We start from the raw sequence: 19,300 nt of genomic DNA on the forward strand, positions 1-19,300 counted from the left end.
ACAAATCAGTCTGTGATCATTGTCGAAGAGTGTGGGGTATTCTTTGTTTTGCAGTCCTAATAAGAATAGGTAGCCCGAAAATGTTTTCTATAAGAGCTTTTTCTTCTAATTTGGGATTATTGAAATCCAGTTGATTAGATCCGAGGGGAATTAGTGGTAGACCAGGATCTCGATAGCGCGGATTCACAGTGTATCCATCACTATTTCTCATTTCTCCATCATACTTTGGGATTTCTCCATCACTTTTTGAATTTTTTCCATCAAGTTTCTGGGTTTTTCCATCACTATTTGGATTTTATCTATCAACTCTCAGGGTTTCTCCATCACGAGAAAAGAAAAAGGTGACAGGCACCATCCAGGAATTGGATGGTACCTGTCATCTCACTTGATTAATCATCTCGATCATTCTGATCACTTCGATCGTTTCTTCTTTCGGTATGGGGCTTGTTTTCGTATGAAAGAATTCCATGATTTTCTCTAAGAGGCTGGCATAGAATGGTTTGTGGTCCTTGGTTATGTCTGCGTGATAGGATTCTGTTTTTGTATGAACCACCGCTCCGAAACGGGGGTGCCATTCGGGGTCGCCTTTTATGATGGCATGCCTGCCGTCTTGCCATTCGGCGATCACGATTTCATGCAGGTTGTTCGCGGTGACGGATACATTTTTTATGCCTGTTCCCAGCGCTGCAACCGCCATTTCGATCATATGGATCCCGTACCAGAAGTAGCCTGGCATATGCTCCTGCATAGGCAGGGGGCCGTTGATATAGATGCTCGTGATGTCTTCTTTGTATTTTTCGATCAGCGCTGACAATGATTCGGCATAGCGAAGGGAGGAGGTGCTCATGGCTGGGACCTTGTGTGCCTCTGCTAGTGCAAAAAGTTCTTTCGCATCGTTGACAGAGAGCGTCATCGGCTTATCGATGAAGACGGGCAGTTGATAGGGCAGCAGCTCTTTGAATAGGTCCACGTGCTTCCTCCCATCAACGGCCGTTAAGAGGATGGCATCGCTCATTTTTGCTGTTCCTTTGATAGATTCCGTGATTGTGATATTGAATTCTTTTTCCAGCGTGTCGGTATAGCCGGAAACACGTTCTTTGCTGATAGGCAGGTCTTCTGAAAAGAAAGGGTAGGCAGATGTAATTTGTCCCCCTGGTACATGGTAAGGAAGGCTTGGGTTATTTAATAATTTCGTAAATTCGATGCAGTGAGAGGTATCAAGTCCAATCATACCGATCTTTAGAGGTTTCATTTATTTCCCTCCTGATAAATTCGTTAACAGAGTTTTATCGATGAGCTCATAAACTTGACGCGGTCTTCCCCTTGTCGATATTTTCTCCATCCCGATGATGGAGATGAGATTGGCATCCAGCCACTTAAGAATGATCCGGTGTGCACTGCGGGCTGTTATTCCCAATGTTTCTGCCAATTCATGGGCGGTGAATTGACTGTCTCTTTTCCTTCTGATTAGAGAGAGGAGCTTCTGCTGATAAGTCGCGGACATTCCTGCCTGTTCGGCTTTTTTCAGCAATGACTCGTCTGTGATATGTAATGGATAGATCATCGGTGCAGACTGTTCCACAGGTCCGAAAACACTGCGGTCTTCTTTGACGATGAAACAGCATTCGCCGCCGAAATCCATGGCCTGCATCAAGGCATGGCGGGCATGGGTGCCTGCTTCATTGGCGGATAAACCAAACCCGACTCCCATCGATATGTTCAGTTTTAATTGTTTCTTTGCTTCAGCGATGAGCGGAATCCATTTATATCCCTGGGTCACCCGTTCAAATACACCCCTTGTGGTGATGAACATAAATTCATTCCCGCTAAGGGAGGTTAAGTGGCCCTCGAGCTGCTCGACATAGTCCAGGATGAGTCGGTTCAAGCGAAGGTTCTGCCGCTGGATGAGATGTTCAGAAGCCATCTGATGGACGAGTTCATAGTAGCCGTCGAATTGGATCAGGCCAAAAACGATCTGAGACTCGCGATTCCGCCTTTTTTCTGTGGAGAGCAGGGCGCGCTCCAAGGTCACGATGATATCTTCTTCTGTCGGCACCACCCATTGATTAGGAATCTCTAGCTTTGTAAGCTCATCTGCGACGACTTTCAGTCCAGTGATTGCAGCATTGGTCTGCAGCGCAAATGATTTCTTATGGAAGTCAATCATATCCTGTATTTTTTCAAGATCATTGGAGCCCTCATAATAGGAAACGGAAATATCCTCATCTAATTCCCTTAATGCACGCTTAACATCTTGAGCCGGCAAAATATCAATGGAAATCCCCTTGATATCAGGCTGGATTTTCTTTAAGCCGTATAATGTCCGGTAAAATCCGGATCCTTTTAAAGGGATGAAATGTGCGGGAATATGGGGGGGGATTTCCTTCTTCGACAGCGAGTAAGGCGACCAGCCTGAATATAACAGAACATCGACTTTCTCGGATAATTCTTTTGTGAATAAAGGAGCATCAAAAAGATGGTTTGATAATCGGTAAGTAGGCTGGAAATTAGGGAACATCTTCAAGCTATGATTAATTTTTTCATATAAGTACTCAGGGCCGATGATCCCGATTTGTATTTGGTTCAGCATTATTTTCCCTCCTTTAAAAAGCTGAACACTCTCCGTTAGGAAAGTGTTCAAAATAACGCTACTGGCCGGATTCGACTAGGAGTTGTCTGACAAAAGCATCGTCGTTTAATTGTGGATAATCCCCATATACACGATCGATTTCACTTGCCTGCCCTGAACTTAGCTTTTCTTTCTCAAGCAGACACCAGTTTCCTTTCAGCAGCCCTTGTCTTGCCAACACTTCATTGATTCCGGCGATGCATCCTCTAAAGCCATTGGCAGAATCGAAAAAGGCGGCGTTTGAGTCTGTGACAGATTGGCCTAATGTAAGAAGGGCGGATGGTATTTCTTCCTTATCCCTTACCGCCTTTATTTCATCCAGAAGCTCCACTGCTTTTTTCGTCCAGACCGCCCAGTGGCCAAGAAGTCCTCCGACGATCTGCTTTTTTACGGATTTCCCGTTTACATTGAATTGATAGGTGGTCAGCAAATCATTGACGATATTATCATCATTGCCTGTATAAAGGGCGATTTCATCACAGCGCGAAGAGTGGCAGACAGCCCTCGCGACATCCAATGTCTGATATCTGTTGAAAGGCGCCATTTTGATGGCATGGACGTTTTCGATCTCGGCAAATTCTTTCCAAAATTCATAAGAGAATACTCTGCCGCCGACTGAAGGCTGCAGATAAAATCCGAAAACAGGGATGACTTCGGCTACTTTACGCGTCCGTTCCAGCAATTCGTCTTCAGTCCATCCGGCTAAGCCGCCGTTGCTCAAAAGCCCAATGTCATAGCCCAGTCCCTTGGCAATCTGGGCTTCTTCTACCGCCTGGTCATTCCTGCCGCAAATTCCTGCTACTTTAATAAACGGCCTGGTCGACTTTTTCCTGTTTACTTCTTCTACAGCAAGACGCAAAACCCTTTCGTAAAGATTGAATTCGGGGTCCCGGATCTCGAATTGTGTGGTGTGGACGCCGACTGCGATTCCACCGGCGCCTGCGTCCATATAATAATTCGTCAGTCTCCTCTGTCCTTCTTCATCCAAACTCCGGTCTTCGTTTAATGCCAACGGGTGCGCCGGAATGACAGTCCCTTCGAATAGCAATCGTTTAATGTCTTGTTTCAGCATGTTAAAACGCTCCTTGCCGCTCTTGGAAGTGGGTGGGCTTGTTTAACACATAACCACCTTCCATGACCCACTCCGCTATCCAGGAAATCATTTGATTCAATGATACTTTTGGATACCCGAATAGCTGGTGGGCTTTAGCGGAATTGTTCAATAATGCGGTCGGCTGTTCTTCATTGGTAAAGGATACTTCTTTATTGAATGCCTTACCGAATTGTTCGGCAAGCCATCTGACTGAAATGGTTTCTGGACCTGTCGCGTTCAGAATGGCTGGAGGGCTGTCGGCAATCTGTAATGATCGGAGTGCATATTCATTCGCATCGCCTTGCCAAATGACATTCACATGGCCCATCGTTAAATCAATGGGTTTTTCCTGATAAATCTGACGGGCGATTTCCAGGAGGACCCCATAGCGCATATCAATGGCATAGTTGAGTCTGAAAATGGTTACCGGTGTCTCATTCCGATGGGAGAAGTTCGTGAAGATCCGTTCCCTGCCAAGACATGACTGAGCATACTCGCCGATTGGATTGACCGGATGTTCCTCATCGCAACCTGATTGTGCAACAGGAACAAGCGGATATACATTCCCTGTAGAGAATGCGACTATTCGGGAGTTTTTGAATTTATCTGCCACACGTCCGGGCAAGTAGGCATTCATCGCCCATGTGTAGTGTTCATTGCCGTTCGTTCCAAATTTATTGCCCGCCATATAAATCACGTTTTTTACATCAGGAAGATTTTGAAGCTGCTGATCATCCATTAAGTCTGCAGCGATTGTTTCGACACCTGATGCCTCCAGTTCTTCCTTTAATGGACCGGAAGAAAATCGAGATACGCCAATCACTTTTTTTGCTGAGTTCCCTTTTCTCAGGGCACGCACCGCCATTTTGGCAAGGGTAGGACCCATTTTTCCGCCAACACCGAGAATCAGGATATCTCCATCCAGGCTGCAAAGATCCTTGATTAGCTCATTTGAGGGAATGGTCATCATTTCTTCTACTTCTTCTATTGTTTTCATATCAAATACCTCCCAGATTATAAAAAGAATGTGATCAATAAAAATTGATGTTATTAACAATTTTTCAAATGAATCCTTTGTGTGTGGATTGGTGCGAAAGGTATGAGACTCCGAAGTGATCACCCCCCGCCCTTCTGGAAGCTAGCATCCTTACGTAGAAGTCACCATTCCACACTCATGATGGATAGGAACAAACTTTACAAAGAAAACATTTGTAAACAAGTGAAAGTTCTTATTAAAAAAAGATATTGATGATGTTGTTGACGGCCAGCAAAATCAGGACGATCAGCCCCGCGGTGCCAACTATATTTTTCCAAAGTGTATTCTTTAAAGAACCCATGATTTTTTCGTCATTGGCCACTACCAAGATGGCAATCGCGATGAATGGGACAATGACGATGGTGATTGCTTGGGCGAAGATGATCATATTGATCGGGGCGCCGCCAAATATGATTCCGATTAGCGAACCAAATGCCATTACTAATAATATGAGTCCTTTCACGGATTTGGAGGATAATTTGCTTCCAAGCCCCAGCCCATCAGCAAGCATCGATCCACCTATCGTGGCATTTCCGACCTGGGAGGAGAAGGATGCACCGAACAGTCCGACCATAAATACGATTGTTGCCCAGTTTCCGTAGAGTGGCTCAAGGGCCATCCCCATTTCAGAAACAGAATTAACGACGATTCCCTTTGGCTTAAGAATGGCAGCTGCACAAATCATGATCATCATTGAGATAAATCCAAGAATGAATATTCCCCAATAAGTCTCTTTGACGCTGGAGTGATTTTGCTGCAGTGTCCAGCCTTTTTCCTGAATCAAGTAAGATTGATAAACAGCGCCTACAATTGAAAAACTCGTGGCAGTCAGGGCGATGATGAGAGGAAGTGAACCATCAGGGATGGCAGGTGCGAAGCCGGAAAGAACATCAGTCAAGGAAGGTTTGGTTAAAATCAAAGTAATGACGAACGATACCAGCATGATCATTACAAGACCAAGCATTAATTTCTCTAAGATGTTGTAAAAGTTTTTTGCGAAGACAAGTCCCATTCCCAGAATTGTAATGGCCAAAATCCAAAAAGTCGGGGAAGATCCAGTGATGGCCGATACAGCCAACCCTGAACCTAACGCATTGCCTGCCTGGAAGGATGCTGTGACGAGAAAGGCGCCGAGACCGATTAGCAGGGAAGCGGGCTTTCCCCATTTCGTTTTCATGACTTGAATAAAGGACTCTTTAGAAGCCATCCCGATTCGTGTGCTCATTTCGGTGTACATCATCATGAAAAAGACCACAATGACCAAGATCCATATCAACTGCATCCCATAAATGGCGCCAATCTTGGATGACAGCGTCAAACTGCCAGGACCGAGCACCAATGCCGATGTAATCAACGCAGGGCCTAATTGGCTGAGAAAACTCTTCTTGACCTGTACTTCTTGGCTGGTTGCAGGACTTTGATTAATTCCAGATTCCATCATTCATTCCCCCTTTAATAATTTCAGTAAATTCAGATTACTTATATTTCCATGTTAAATTGGCATTCAATTGAAGACAATGTCTTTAATATGTCTTTAAATAAACATTTTGGTGTTTTATCAGCCAAAAGTCCTGTTTTTTCTGAAACATCATAAATTTATTGATTTTTCTGTCAATTAATAATACCTTTATGATTGAATACAAGTTATATACATGTATTTTATTTTTTAAATCCAGTCTGATAAGGGAGGAAAAAATGAAAAAGATTACTCGGTTTATTGTTTTATTGTGCAGTGTATTGATTTTTCAGCTTGTGCATCCAGGATTGATACATAAAGCGTTGGCAAAAGGGAATGATCACCAGATTTCTTTGGCAAATGCAGGCTTTGAAGAGAGTGAGGTCAATGGGAAAATTCCCGGGTGGACGCAGGATTTTGGGACTGGGGGGATTGTTATCACAGACCAAGAGCATTCATCAGGGGAACATAGTCTGAGAATAAATGATGCCGGCAGTACAAATTATGGCATCATCAGCGACAATGTTCCTGTAAACCCTGGCTGGGAGTATGTAGCGTCGGCAAAAATGAAGAGCACCGGGGGATCAGGGGAAATCTATATCAGGTTTTTTGATAAAAATGGAAGTTATATCACGGGGATGAACACTGCTGTTCCTGGTCCGGTACCTGATTGGACGGATATCAGTGTATCGGAGACAGCACCTGCTGATGCTGCATATGCGGCGATTTTATTTTATTCGGGGAAAGCAAATAAAGGTACTTTTTATTTTGATGATGCTTCATTCACAGAAATCAAGCCGATTATGCCGATTGACCAAGTTGGCGAGGATTTGGGCATACAAGCTTCTAAAACGACAGTCATGCTTGGGGACATTGGGAAGGATGCAAACGGGCGTGATGTTTTATACACCGTTGTGGCAGGTGCCCCGGCCAAATTTGCCATCGTTGATGTCGAGACGGAAAAATTGATAAAGAGCTATCCGCTTGAAGACACTTCAGGAGCTTGGGGGGTCAAAGTCGCTGCTGATGGGACTGTCTATTTAGGCGGATACAATAAAGGCTACCTCTACCGCTATCTTCCTAAATCAGATGAGCTTGTGAACTTGGGCTATCCGGTGAAGTCGACGGATGCGGTCCTTTATCCGATGGATACAGCGAGCGATGGGAAGATTTTCGGAGGGACATACGGTTCAGGATCCGTGTACGAATACGACCCTGCTTCCAATGCATTCACGGACTTCGGCAGGATGGCTGAGGGGCAGAATTGGGTAAGGAGTACAGTCTATGATGAAAAGAATAATAAAGTTTATGCAGGGGTTGGAAGCCAGGCTCACTTAATTGAATATGATGTTGCTACAGGTGAAAAGCGTAATATCCTGCCGGCGCAGTTCAGTGATATCATCTCCGTTTATGACCTTGATTTAGTGGAAGGGAAATTGTTTGCTCAGAAGGAATCCGCTTATGAAATGTTTGTCATGGATACGGATACAAATCAATTGGTCGAGGCGACCAATGGTGATACAGGAGAGAAAACATTCGATATTCCTGAATCATCCCGCGGTGTTTCAGGGAAGTCGCCGGTTGCCAACAAAATCTACTATACGCACTATGGGATTTTATACGAATATGACCTGGATACAAATACGTTCAAATCATTGGATGTGGATATAAAGGGGAGCGCCATCAGTTACAAGTTCCTTCAACTGAATGAAGAAGGCTTCCCTGGCTATTCTCTCGTGGGCCTTTCTGGAAACGGGGGCAAGATGTACAAATATAATCTGGAAACGGGCAACCTGAAGCTGACGGATCTGGATCTGCCTTCAGAGCCGGTCCAAATCCATGATGTAGCGAAGGGGCCGGACGGAAAAATTTACAGTACTGGCTACCTTCCAGGAAACATGGGCGCTTATGTGCCGACAACAGGCGAAAATATTCGCTTCGACGGTATCGGACAAAGTGAAGGAATGGCTAATCTCAATGGCAAAATGTATTTAGGTCTCTATCCCCATGCGAAAATTTATGAATTTGATCCGTTCGAGGAGTGGAACAGGACGGATTCCGACGCGCTGAACCCTAATTTATTGTTCAGCCTTGAAAATAATGCCGAAATCCCTGGGTATACACCGCAGGACCGCCCATTTGCGATGCTCGGGGTAGAGGATTATAACCAATTGTTTATCGGCACTGTACCAAAGAACGGGAACTTGGGCGGGGCGTTTACGATCTACGAGCCTGGCACAGGGAAAGATCCTGACGTTCACTGGAATTTAATGCCGGATCAAAGTGTCGTTTCATTGGTTTATAAGGACGGAAAGGTATATGGTGGGACGACGATAGCCGGAGGACAGGGTTCCGTTCCGACCACCTCTGAAGCAAAGATGTTTGTCTGGGATGTTGAAAAGAGGGAAAAGACGGAAGAATTCATTCCTGTGGGCGGAAAGAAAGCGATAACGGCGTTGACGGTTGGTGCGGACGGAAATATTTGGGGAATGGCTGATGGAGTCTTATTCAGTTTTGATCCAGAAACCGATCAAGTCGTTTCCACCAATGAATTGGATCCGAATACATCCAACAACTGGCGTGATGCATCTCTTGAGGTCGGTACTGATGGTAACCTGTATGGCATCATCGGAAGGAAGTTCTTTAAATTTGAACCTGAAACAGGAGATTATGAGTTTCTTGCAGGGAATGTGGATTTCATGGCACAGGATGATTATGGTTCGTTTTATTTATCCAGCGGCATCAAACTATATAAATATACCGATCCATCGCTGCTGGTGAAGATGACGGGTGCTGAGCTCCTTATCGGAGATCAAAAGCTGAAAGCCGGCAGTTCCGTTCCGTTGAAAATGAAAGCGATTTTGGAGAAGAATAGAAGCACATTTGATTTATCGGGAGCAACGATAGAGTACAAAGTTGATAAGCCGAAAATCCTTTCTGTAGAAAATGGTGTCCTCACTGCATTAAAGAGCGGCCACGCAAAAGTATGGGCCATTGTAAAATTGAACGGGGTGTCCGTAGAGACGCAGCCTATTCCTATTTGGGTGAACAACAAAGGTGGAAATAAATAATATTTTGGGTTGCCTGGGGATTAATATCTAATTCCCGGGCTTTTTTTAATAGAGAAGATCTTCGAATAGAGTTTAATATTTTTTAATTATCTAACAATTCATTGAAAATAAACGGAAGTTATAATAATATTAAGTAAAATAATATACATGTTATATACATGTATACAAGAGGTTGGTGTTAATTTCATGAAAATGGCCAAATTAGGACTTCTTTTTGATCAGAAAGAAGCACAAAAAAGGTGGTCATCAAATCAAAATGTATTTGAAGTCTTTTTATTCGAGGTGATGGACCATCTTAGGATCCCTTATGAAAAAATTGGTTTCGAAGACCTTTCAAAGTCCTATGATGTGGTCATTTCCGTTTTGTGCGGGGAGCGACCTGAAAATGGAGAGAAGCTTCTGGACTATGTCAGCTCAGGCGGAATGCTCATCTCCTATGGGGGGCTGGAATGTATAAAGGATGCCCTTTGTTTTTCCTCCAGACAAATCGGGCAAATCGGATATGCTTTTTTATCAGACGTTTTATCACAGAAAATGCCGCCGCTTCGTTATCTCGCAGCAGACTCGTGGAGTGCAGGGGATAATTCTTGGACCATCGTTCAACAGGGTACAATAAGCAGCACAAATAAAGATACCGAAGTGCCTTCTGCGTTTGCCCTTCAGAAAATTACATATGGAAATGGCTCGATCCAACGCTGGTCGGTTAGAGTACCTGAAACCATTGTAGGGCTGCAGCAAGGGACGAAACCTGTTACGGAAGACGGTATCCCTGCGCCGGATGGAACAGCAAATCTGGATGAGGGTCTGTTGAAGGCAGACGATGGATTTGAATTGGATTGGGAACTTGACAGATCTGTGACGGAAACAGGGATGCCGTACTTCCCGCATCCATATGCCGACTTGTGGAAAGAGGCGATCATTGAGCATCTTTTTTCCTGTGCAGCTGAAAAAGGACTGACTGTTCCATTTCTGGATTATTGGCCGGCAGACATTAAGCATATGGCGATGATTTCGCACGACAGCGATTTGAATGTCGATGAATCTGCGCTGATCACGCTGGACACATTGAAAAGGGAAAATGTGCAATCGACCTGGTGTATGATTGCGCCGGGATACAGTCCATATATCTATGAAAATATTAAAAGTGATGGTCATGAAATTGCCATGCATTATAATGCCTTGGACCAAGACGATGGAGTGTGGTCAAAGGAAGCTTTTTCCGAACAGCTGAAGTGGGTGCAGAATATTGCTGGATCGAACCAGATTGTATCAAATAAAAATCATTATACCCTTTTTGAAGGTTGGGGGGAGCTGTTTGGGTGGTGTGAGAACCATGGCATTCAGGTGGACCAGACAAGGGGGCCAAGCAAGAAGGGGAATGTAGGGTTCTTATTTGGCACATGCCATCCCTATTTCCCGGCAGCCTGGGCTGACAAAAAGAATCGATCTTATAATGTACTGGAAATTGGCTTTCTTACCCAGGATTTGAATCATCATGCATTATCAGATTCCAGTATCATCGAGCCTTTTCTGGACGGGGTGAAGAAAGTAAATGGAGTTGCCCATTTTCTCTTCCACCAATATCACCTTTACAACCAGCCTAAGGTAAGAGAGGCGATCACACAGCTGATCCGTACGGCCAAGGAACAGGGGTTTACATTCTGGACCAGCTCGCAGATCAATCAATGGGAGCGGGATAGGAGGAAAGTTTCGATTAAAGGTCTATTAGGGGAAATTGAAGTGGACAGCAAGGTTAAACGCGAGGATTTTGCTGTTCTAGTTCCGCTGCCGGAAAGTACGATGGAGGAAAGTGATGATGAGATCGTGAATAGATTTGGCTTCCGCTGCCGAAAGGTTAGGAGTTTATCCAATATCGTGTGAAAAGGAAGGGGGATGGTCATGGAGCGTAATCAACTGGCGATTAATGGCGGACCGAAAGTGAAAAATACACCTTTTGGGACTGGTAGACGCTTTGGAGTTGAAGAGGCGAAAGAATTGCTTGAGGCACTCGAGCAAAATACACTTTTTTATCATTTCGGACAAAAAGTGAAGCGTTTTTTAAATGATTTTAACAAAATATACAAAACGAAATATAGTGTCGCGGCATCTTCAGGCACTGCAGCACTCCATGTTGCCCTTGGCGCGGCTGGGGTAACGGTGGGCGATGAGGTTATTACAAGCCCCATCACTGATCAAGGCACGGTCATCGGGATCCTTTATCAAAATGCAGTCCCGGTCTTTGCTGACTTGGATCCTCACAGCTACAATTTGACGGCTGAGTCGATTGAACAGAAAGTCACTGAGCGGACAAAGGCGATTCTTGTGGTCCATTTGTCCGGGAATCCATGCGATATGGATCCGATCATGGAACTGGCGAAAAAATACCACCTTAAAGTGATCGAGGATTGCGCCCAGAGCTATCTGACCAAGTACAAGGGCCGTTTAACGGGGACGATCGGCGACTATGGCTGCTTCAGCACCAATGACTTCAAGCATATTTCTACAGGAGACGGTGGAATCGTTACCATCAATTCAGGGGATGAAGCCGATTATTTTACTGCCCACGCCTTTGCCGATAAAAATTATCAGCGTCATGGAGACTCCGTATCAAAGGATTTGGAATACTTGGCGCCGAATTACCGTATGACGGAGCTCCAGGGGGCGGTCGGCATTGCCCAGCTGAAAAAGCTGGAATGGATTTGCACTAGACGCAATGCGCTTGGTGACCGGCTGAATGATTGTCTTAAGCGGATAAAAGGGGTTAACGCCATGAATATTCATGAAGCGGGTTGGTGCAGTTATTGGTTTTATATGTTCACACTCAACTTGCATGAGCTTTCCTGTACGAGAGAAGAATTTTCGAAGGCGCTGGCTGCCGAGGGGATACCCAATCAGGCCGGGTATATTCCAAAAGTGATTTACGCCCAGGAGCTTTTTCAAAAGAAACAGGCATATAAAAACAGCCATTTCCCATTTGATCAAGGAGCTTATGACTATTCACCGGGAAGCTGTCCCAACGCTGAGAATATCCTTCAAACAGCAATACGTCTAGATCTCAATGAATTTTTCTCAGATGAGGATATTGAGGAAATGATGGTGGGGATTGAAAAAGTGGCTGCTTATTATTCTAAGTGAGGTATAACTTGATATTTTCAGCCTGAAGTGAAAGGGGGGGGCAGCGTTGATTAATGAGACTTCATCATTTATTGACCATGGTATTCCGGTCCAAGCCGAAGAAGCAAGAACCGCAGCTTTCTGCATGCAGGGTGAAGAATGCAGGTTTGTCATCGCGGCTAAAGGGTTTGTGCTGATCATTGACCCGGAAAAGGGCGGTTTCAGTCAGGTATCATTTCCAGATAGCAATAATGAATATCCCTTTGCCTCATTCAGCAGCAACGGTTTATTTTATACAGGAGCTGGCAATGTATTACTCGTTTTAGATCCCTTTTTGGAAACATTCGTTTTCCATACACCTATTGATAATGGAGAAGAAATCGTCGGGTTTAGCTTTACTGAGGATAATGATGGTCAGATTTATTTCACTTCTTATCCTCATTGCCATTTGCTTCGGTACAGTCCTCGGGTCAATGAAATCATTGATTACGGCTCGATGGACCCTACGGAAAAATACCCTGGCACGATAGCAATCGATCGCGAAGGATGGGTGTACTTAGGGATAGGCACTGAGCGGAAAAATATTGTTGCATTCCATCCCAAAAATGGAAAAAAGAAAAACTTGGTTCCGGAGAATGAACGTCAAAAGGGTGTTGGGTATGTTTACTCCGGGACTGACGGATCTGTATATGGTCATTTGGAGGCAAACGATTTTAAGGAAGCAGTGACATTTACGTCCAACCTGTTATTTTCTAGAGGATGCATTGCCGGAAGTCTTGAATCAGCAATGTCTCGATACACAGGAGGAGGCTTTCAGAAAATCCATAGGAATTTGGAATCGACTTATCAAGTGGCATCCTATAGCCTTACAGAAGGATATGTTGATTTCTTTCGAAAAGAAACAGGGGCAGAAAAACGAATCACGTTCAAATATGACTCTTATGGCGCCAATCTTTCTACTATTGTTTTAGGACCTGATGGTCATCTATATGGATCATCTATGCATCCATTGCAATTCTTTCGGTATGACTTTACTGAGGATAAGATTACCAATTTCGGTGGAGATGTCATTGAAAAAGGAGGCGGCGGGAACATTGCTGCTTACGCTTCACAAGGCAATGTCCTGATGGGGGCTGCGTATGCAGGTGGGAAGCTATACAGAGTTGATACGCAAAAACCATTCGTTCGAAGCGAGAATCCTCGTCTGATCCTGCAGACGGAGGAAATCCATCGGCCCCGATGTGCTGTTGCACTGAGCGACGGAATACATATCGTCTGGGGAGGATTTCCGGGATATGGAATGGTCGGAGGTGGCCTGGGCATCTTCAACATTCAGACAGAGCAGCATACTTTACTTACGCATGATCGGGTGATTTCCAATCAGAGCACCATCTGTCTCGTGGAGTTAAACTCAGATTACATCGTGGGTGGGACGTCGATCGAAACACCTGGAGGGGCAAGCTCATCTGAAAAAGAAGCATGTCTTTATCTTTTTAATTGGAAAAAAAAGGTTGTAGAAGACGTCTTTGTCCCAGTTGCAGGGGCGAGGGAAATCGTTCAACAGTATATGGATCGATTCCATCGTGTGCACGGCTTGACCGATTCCAGCCAATACTTCATCTGTGATCCATGTACACGGAAGGTTCTTTTCAAAAAAGACTTATCCCAATGGGGATGTGTGGTGCGGAACGGGCTTGCTTTTAATCAGGGAACGAGCTCGCTTCTTATTTTGTTATCCAATGCGCTGCTATCGGTGAAAATTGGAGAAGGGGAATTCTCTGATCCCATGGTGATGGTTCGGCTCCCAATGGAGGCATCAAGCGGAATGGTCTTTCGTGAAGGAAGGATTTATTTCGGAAGCGGCAGCCGTCTTTGCAGCATACATGCTGAATTTCCCATAACGTTGGATTCGCTCGATTAAATCAATTGTGGGGGGTGAATGCTTTGTACTCGTTAATGGAGTTGTCCTTAAAAGGGGTTCCCTCATTATTGGAGAATATCGAAACGATTAAAGATTGGAAGTCCAAAAGGGAATCGATTTTGAATGCGTGGATTGATTGCATTGGGAAGATCCCGCCATTGATCAAAACGCGAATGGACATTATTTCATGGGAGGATCATGATGACCATCTTCTTGTGAAAATTCGCTACTTATCCGTCTTTGGCGACTGGGTCCCGGCCAGCCTTTTAATTCCGAATGCAGGTAAGGGGAATAAATTAATAGCGCAAGAAGATGTCCGTAAAAGGTTGTCCCATAACGGAAGTAGCTTGCCAGCCATCCTAGCGCTTCATCCTACTTCTGAATCTGGAAAAGATGATATTTGTCTCGATACAGGGAGAGAAAACCGTCAATATGGCCTCGAGCTTGTTAAGAGGGGCTATTTGGTTTTAGCACCGGATACTATAACAGCGGGAGAGAGGGTGCTTCCACACGATCAGCCTTTTCATACGGCTTCTTTCTATCGGCAGCATCCAGACTGGTCTGCTGTCGGAAAAATGATTTCAGATCATCGCCAAGGAATCAGCCTGTTGGAATCATTGAGTATTGTTGACGCCGAAAAGATCGGTGTCATCGGCCATTCGCTTGGAGGCTATAACGGTTATTTCTTGGCGGGGGTGGATAAGAGGGTCAAAGCCGTGGTGTGCAGTTGTGGATTCACTACTTTGTCCCAGGATCCTGAAATACATAGATGGGGAAGAAGGGATTGGTTCACCCACATTCCAAAATTAAGCGATTATATCAATGAAGCGAGGGTTCCTTTTGAATTCAATGAGATAGCGGCACTTGCTGCCCCTGTACCTTTATTTATGTGGATGGGGCAGAATGATAAGATTTTCCCGCATTGGAAGCCTGCCGCGGATGGTCTGGCTGACTTGCATTCTCTGTACGCGTGGATGGGTGAGGAGGAAAAGTATACTTCTTTGATTGGAAGCGCAGGTCATGATTTCCCTTTAGAAATCAGGGGGATAGCGTATTCATTTCTTGATCGCTGGCTGTATGCGGGAAAACCATGACAGGTTGGAAGTCATTTTTGCAAAACTTCGATTACTCATTTAAAATTGGGGTTATCAAGCTGTATGGGAGCTGTCTGTTATGTTGAAAAGAAAAAGTGAATTTGAAGATCGCTACAATAGGTTTATTCATGAATTAAAGGAAGAAATTATATCCGGCAGAATCAAGCCGGGTGAATTCATCCTTCCAGAAAATACATTGAGCAAGGAATATGAGTTAAGTCGTGTTTCCATTCGGAAAGCACTCGCTCTGCTAGTTGAAGAAGGCTTGATTGAGAAAATTCCAGGAAAGGGAAACCGGGTGACCATCCCGCAAGATGCCCAAAAACAAATCATAAATCTTGGCTGGTTCTCAGATTCATATGAAATTGAAATTGCCAAGAAGATCATTGAGCGTTTTGAACAGCTGAACCCATATATTCGGGTGAGCCTGCAAATCCTGCCGAATAGCCAATATGTATACAATTTGACCGAGTCCATCGCCGCAGGAAACGGCCCCGATGTATTTATTGTATCTGACTACCATTTCCGGGAGCTGGCAGAGTCGCAGCGCTTGAATGTCATAGACCCTTTTTTGCCTGAACATATCAATCCGGAGAAAGACAGCTACGAAAAGGTTTTCGAAATGTTTACCTATGATCATCAACTTCTTGTGACACCATTCGTATTTTCCCCTGTCATGATTTGCTATAACCAAAAAATGTTTGAAAAAGCAGGGATTCCAAAGGATTTCCGAATGGAGACGTGGGATCAATTACTCGATTTTGCGAGCCTCAATACAAAGGATTTTGATGGAAACAATTTAATTGATCAATACGGTTTTTGCTTCTCCTCATTGACGAATCGTTGGCCTGTTTTCCTATTGCAGAATAATGGACGTTTCATGTCGGAAGATCGTTCCAAATCCATGATGAATAGCAAAGAGAACATTGAGGCACTTAATTTTTGTGTAGATTTGATGTATAAGCATCAGGTTTCGCCGATTTTCTCACACGGCAGTAATGTCCTGGCGGAAAACCTGTTTATGCGTGAACGTGCCGCAATGATCCTTACCACTTATTATTTTATGAACGAGTTCAGGGACCATAAAATCAAATGGGATATCCTCCCGCCCCCGCAAAAAACTGCCCCGGCAACCTTGCTCATTGGGGGGGCGCTCGGAATAAATGCCAACAGTGAAGTGAGAGAGGCAGCCAAGGCGTTGGTCAGCTATATGGTCAGCACGGAAGCTCAAACGATGATTAAGCAGAATGGCTGTACCATTCCGATGCTTCGATTTGTTGCGGAGGATAATTATTTGCTTCAGCCAGGCATCCATCCGGCCCATTATAACGCCTTTAAGGAAGTGATGCCGCATGCTGTCACCGTAAAGGACCTCAATGTGCAGATCAAGGAATTGGAATTGATTGAAAATGAACTCCATCTTCTTTGGGCTAATATGGAAAGGGCGGAGGATGCATGTAAACGGATCGATGCGATGTTGAATGAGGAAGCGGCCATTATTTAAGTTCAACGTAACGTTGGAAAGGAGTGGTGAATAGAATGGATACTTTTCAGGTTCTAAAAGATTTAAAGCCTCACCCTAGGATACTGTTTAATAATGAAGAAATAGTTGAAATGAAATCCCGGGTTGATGTTACTGAGGTTTCCGGTGGTGCCATTCGTTTCGACGAGATCTGGAGGGAAATCGAGCTTTTGGCTGAAAAGTATGCCAGTGAAAAAGAGTTCTCCGTTTCCTATCCAAGCTGTGATATTGTACTGAATATCCCGCTGCCGCTTGTTCAGCTTGAACCTGTTGAAGACCCGCCAGGCTATACCGATTATCCTTATTGGACCATGTACTCAAGGGCAATTGAAGAGAGAATCAAAGTATTGTCTGTTGCTTACGGAATGACTAGGAAAGATTCATTCGCCTCAAAGATAAAGGAGTATCTCTTCTCTCTTTCGGCTTTTTCAAGGTGGTATGAGTTTCCGAAAAGAGGAGCAGAAGGCAGTTTGAGTATTGCTCACTTTGTTTTGGCGGTGTCAATCGGCTACGATTCTATTTATAACACTCTTGCTTCGGAAGAAATTTGGATTGTTAATCAAGCCATATTTGAAAAAGGACTGAAGCTGCTGGGTATTGATTTGAACAATCATGACAGCCATAATATCATCGCTTCCAAGCGGGTCGCGATGTTCATAGGTGCGCTGACGATCTTGGAGGAAGACAATAAAGGTGCAATCGATCCTTTCCTGCAAAATTCCTCGGAGTATATCATCCGTTATATGAACAATAGGTTAGTAGAGCCAGAGATTGAGGGCTTATTATATTTAAATGTAGCAGCACGACATGTTCTGATGGCAGCAGACATTCTAAAGAGATCAACGGGAAATGATGAGCTGATCACGCATAAATATTTCAGCTTACTTCCTGAGTTATTCTTGTACATGCTAGGAACGGGTGGACAATCGAGCTTTGTCAATTTTTCCGATTCCTTTTATAAGCTGGATGTTTCCTACTTGATGGCTGTGATTGCCTCCAATACCGATCATCCCGTATGCAGTTGGTACATTCATCAATTCTTTGAGAAAAAATTAGACATTTTATTGGAATTCAGGAAAATCCCACCTCCCATCCACCCCGATTTTTACTATAAAAATAAATGCTCAAAGATATTCCCGACAATTGGTTGGGCGGCCTTCAGAAGCGGTTGGGGGAAGAAAGATCACCTTCTGGCATTTACATCAAGTGAGTCGGCAAAGGACCATAACCATTTTGATCAAAATAATTTCGTCCTCCACACAGCAGGGGAATGGCTGATCACTAATCCGGGATACCAGGATTATGTTGAAGGGCCAAAGCGGGAATACACACTTGGAACGGTGGGGCATAACAGTATGCTGGCAGATGGGAAGGGCCAATTGAATAGGGGCAGAAGCAGATTTGTTGATTGGTATTCATCTGAAGGCTTCTCTTTCATCATCGGGGAGGCAGCGGATGCTTATGATTCTTGTATTTCTGGATGGGAACGCAAAATTATTCACATCGATAAGCGGTATTTTGTCATAATCGACAAAGTCAGAAAAGAGAAGCCTGAGACTAAGCTATCATTTCTGTTCCATACACCTTCCAGAATAGAGGCTGGGGGTATGGTGCTGAGGCCTGGGGATAGAGCACAAGAAAGGACGGTCAAGTTTATAGGCGAGCATTCAGAAGCCGCGATTTCTGTTTGCTATCCTTTTAAGGCGGACAGCAAGGTATGCCATTACACTGGTGCAGAACAATATGGAACCTTTCTCGAAGTGGTTCCTCAAGAAATTCAAGAAGTCCAGTATATGGCCACATTAATTCAGCCGTTGGATCCGAGGGAAGGAAAGCCGAAACAGTCACCTTATACCTTAAAACACTCGGGTGCGCTTTTTGATTTGAAGGTAGAGAATGAAGACACAGTGGATTATTTGCTTATGAATGAGGAACGGACATGTGTTCACCAATCGACAGAGGACGGGATTGTGAGACTGGCAGGGGAGCAGGGCTGGGTTTCTTTTAATCAAGGCTCAAAAAATCTGCGCTGATAAATGGCTGTGAATTAGTTGTGCATGAAACCCTCATTATTCAATCCAGTGAACAAATAAATGTCTCTGTAAGCTTTTATGAGAAGGAAGCAATTGTGAAATTGGAACAACGGAGTAAAAGCTATGTGTTTGTTAAAACTCCAGAACCATTAAAAGTTGTTGTGAACGGAAATTGTCCAGTTAGGGATTTGGGTAAATACAATGCTGAAAAAAGCGGCATGGAGTTCAATCTGCCAAATGGAAACTATGAAATAGTGCTTATTTTCTCAAGCACTCTAGTAATGTAGGCAAGCCTGATGTAAGATGTAAATAATCAGACTATTTACATTAT

13 protein-coding genes are annotated in these 19,300 nt (G+C 44.2%); 8 read left to right on the forward strand and 5 right to left on the reverse strand.

Annotated features, from left to right (window positions below):
• Window positions 1-376: 376 nt before the first annotated feature.
• From D9X91_RS12765 to D9X91_RS12785, 5 genes are all read right to left on the reverse strand, one after another.
• Window positions 377-1,252 carry a Gfo/Idh/MocA family protein gene (locus D9X91_RS12765; protein WP_121681017.1) on the reverse strand — a complete coding sequence of 292 codons (876 nt, stop codon included), beginning with the start codon at window positions 1,250-1,252 and terminating at the stop codon, window positions 377-379.
• A complete protein-coding gene (locus D9X91_RS12770; RefSeq protein ID WP_121681018.1) occupies window positions 1,253-2,590 on the reverse strand; it encodes a GGDEF domain-containing protein in 1,338 nt (445 codons plus the stop codon). It lies immediately after the preceding gene.
• A gap of 58 nt (window positions 2,591-2,648) precedes the next feature.
• On the reverse strand, window positions 2,649-3,701 hold the full coding sequence (locus tag D9X91_RS12775; RefSeq protein ID WP_199738107.1) for a dihydrodipicolinate synthase family protein: 1,053 nt from the start codon (window positions 3,699-3,701) through the stop codon (window positions 2,649-2,651).
• Between the two features lies 1 nt (window position 3,702).
• A complete protein-coding gene (locus tag D9X91_RS12780) occupies window positions 3,703-4,719 on the reverse strand; it encodes an NAD-dependent epimerase/dehydratase family protein (protein ID WP_121681019.1) in 1,017 nt (338 codons plus the stop codon).
• A gap of 235 nt (window positions 4,720-4,954) precedes the next feature.
• A complete protein-coding gene (locus tag D9X91_RS12785) occupies window positions 4,955-6,196 on the reverse strand; it encodes an Nramp family divalent metal transporter (RefSeq protein WP_121681020.1) in 1,242 nt (413 codons plus the stop codon).
• A 257-nt stretch (window positions 6,197-6,453) separates the two neighbouring features.
• On the opposite strand from D9X91_RS12785, the gene D9X91_RS12790 reads away from it, so the two are divergent.
• From D9X91_RS12790 to D9X91_RS12825, 8 genes are all read left to right on the forward strand, one after another.
• Complete coding sequence (locus tag D9X91_RS12790; RefSeq protein ID WP_121681021.1) at window positions 6,454-9,285, forward strand: carbohydrate binding domain-containing protein; 2,832 nt, start codon at window positions 6,454-6,456, stop codon at window positions 9,283-9,285.
• Window positions 9,286-9,471: 186 nt separating this feature from the next.
• Window positions 9,472-11,166, forward strand: coding sequence for a polysaccharide deacetylase family protein (locus D9X91_RS12795; RefSeq protein WP_121681022.1), 1,695 nt, complete (start codon window positions 9,472-9,474; stop codon window positions 11,164-11,166).
• Between the two features lie 18 nt (window positions 11,167-11,184).
• Window positions 11,185-12,420 (forward strand): DegT/DnrJ/EryC1/StrS family aminotransferase, encoded by a 1,236-nt coding sequence (locus D9X91_RS12800; protein WP_121681023.1) that lies wholly within the window; start codon window positions 11,185-11,187, stop codon window positions 12,418-12,420.
• A 46-nt stretch (window positions 12,421-12,466) separates the two neighbouring features.
• Window positions 12,467-14,320 (forward strand): ligand-binding sensor domain-containing protein, encoded by a 1,854-nt coding sequence (locus tag D9X91_RS12805; RefSeq protein WP_121681024.1) that lies wholly within the window; start codon window positions 12,467-12,469, stop codon window positions 14,318-14,320.
• 23 nt (window positions 14,321-14,343) lie between these two features.
• On the forward strand, window positions 14,344-15,414 hold the full coding sequence (locus D9X91_RS12810) for an alpha/beta hydrolase family protein (protein WP_121681025.1): 1,071 nt from the start codon (window positions 14,344-14,346) through the stop codon (window positions 15,412-15,414).
• 79 nt (window positions 15,415-15,493) lie between these two features.
• On the forward strand, window positions 15,494-16,918 hold the full coding sequence (locus D9X91_RS12815; RefSeq protein WP_121681026.1) for an extracellular solute-binding protein: 1,425 nt from the start codon (window positions 15,494-15,496) through the stop codon (window positions 16,916-16,918).
• A gap of 35 nt (window positions 16,919-16,953) precedes the next feature.
• Complete coding sequence (locus tag D9X91_RS12820) at window positions 16,954-18,969, forward strand: heparinase II/III family protein (RefSeq protein WP_121681027.1); 2,016 nt, start codon at window positions 16,954-16,956, stop codon at window positions 18,967-18,969.
• A 95-nt stretch (window positions 18,970-19,064) separates the two neighbouring features.
• Window positions 19,065-19,256 (forward strand): hypothetical protein, encoded by a 192-nt coding sequence (locus D9X91_RS12825; RefSeq protein WP_121681028.1) that lies wholly within the window; start codon window positions 19,065-19,067, stop codon window positions 19,254-19,256.
• Window positions 19,257-19,300: the final 44 nt, after the last annotated feature.

Origin of the sequence: Falsibacillus albus (assembly GCF_003668575.1) — a bacterium.
GTDB lineage: Bacteria > Bacillota > Bacilli > Bacillales > DSM-25281 > Falsibacillus > Falsibacillus albus.

What these genes read in the sequence shown, in the direction of transcription:
- D9X91_RS12780 (WP_121681019.1), bottom strand. Translation starts at nt 4,719, where the DNA reads ATGAAAACAATAGAAGAAGTAGAAGAAATGATGACCATTCCCTCAAAT.
- D9X91_RS12820 (WP_121681027.1), top strand. Translation starts at nt 16,954, where the DNA reads ATGGATACTTTTCAGGTTCTAAAAGATTTAAAGCCTCACCCTAGGATA.
- D9X91_RS12765 (WP_121681017.1), bottom strand. Translation starts at nt 1,252, where the DNA reads ATGAAACCTCTAAAGATCGGTATGATTGGACTTGATACCTCTCACTGC.
- D9X91_RS12790 (WP_121681021.1), top strand. Translation starts at nt 6,454, where the DNA reads ATGAAAAAGATTACTCGGTTTATTGTTTTATTGTGCAGTGTATTGATT.
- D9X91_RS12815 (WP_121681026.1), top strand. Translation starts at nt 15,494, where the DNA reads ATGTTGAAAAGAAAAAGTGAATTTGAAGATCGCTACAATAGGTTTATT.
- D9X91_RS12770 (WP_121681018.1), bottom strand. Translation starts at nt 2,590, where the DNA reads ATGCTGAACCAAATACAAATCGGGATCATCGGCCCTGAGTACTTATAT.
- D9X91_RS12775 (WP_199738107.1), bottom strand. Translation starts at nt 3,701, where the DNA reads ATGCTGAAACAAGACATTAAACGATTGCTATTCGAAGGGACTGTCATT.
- D9X91_RS12800 (WP_121681023.1), top strand. Translation starts at nt 11,185, where the DNA reads ATGGAGCGTAATCAACTGGCGATTAATGGCGGACCGAAAGTGAAAAAT.
- D9X91_RS12785 (WP_121681020.1), bottom strand. Translation starts at nt 6,196, where the DNA reads ATGGAATCTGGAATTAATCAAAGTCCTGCAACCAGCCAAGAAGTACAG.
- D9X91_RS12795 (WP_121681022.1), top strand. Translation starts at nt 9,472, where the DNA reads ATGAAAATGGCCAAATTAGGACTTCTTTTTGATCAGAAAGAAGCACAA.